Genomic DNA, 331 nt, shown 5'->3' with positions numbered 1-331 from the left:
CTGCCGCCACCCGTCATTACAGAAAAAGAGATTCAGCGACTCATTGCAACGCATTGGACGGAGAACATTCGTCAGCTTCGCCAACATGCTGAACTCAGAGTGCTGACTCAAATTAAGCAGCCGTCGCTCGACAGCGATACTGATGAGCAAAATGAACTCAATATGAGCATTGAAGAGCAACAACAGTCGTTGAACCAACGCACCGATAGCTTTGAACAAATTATCTTGATTGAGGCGCTACATCGCCATCAAGGTCGTTTAAAAGAGGTACAACAAGAGCTGCAGGTGTCGCGAAAAACACTGTATGACAAACTAAGAAAGCACCAACTCG

The 331-nt window shown here is 46.2% G+C and carries 1 protein-coding gene; it reads left to right on the top strand.

The window, feature by feature from the left end; translation table 11 throughout:
• Nucleotides 1–331, top strand: a 331-nt coding sequence (locus AB4512_RS22020; RefSeq protein ID WP_372175676.1) for a helix-turn-helix domain-containing protein, incomplete at both ends; no start/stop codon positions are given.

Source organism: Vibrio sp. 10N.222.52.B7 (assembly GCF_041474275.1).
Taxonomy (GTDB): domain Bacteria; phylum Pseudomonadota; class Gammaproteobacteria; order Enterobacterales; family Vibrionaceae; genus Vibrio; species Vibrio crassostreae_C.
Note: the sequence above shows the minus strand (reverse complement) of the source record. Positions and strands in the feature narration are given on the sequence as shown.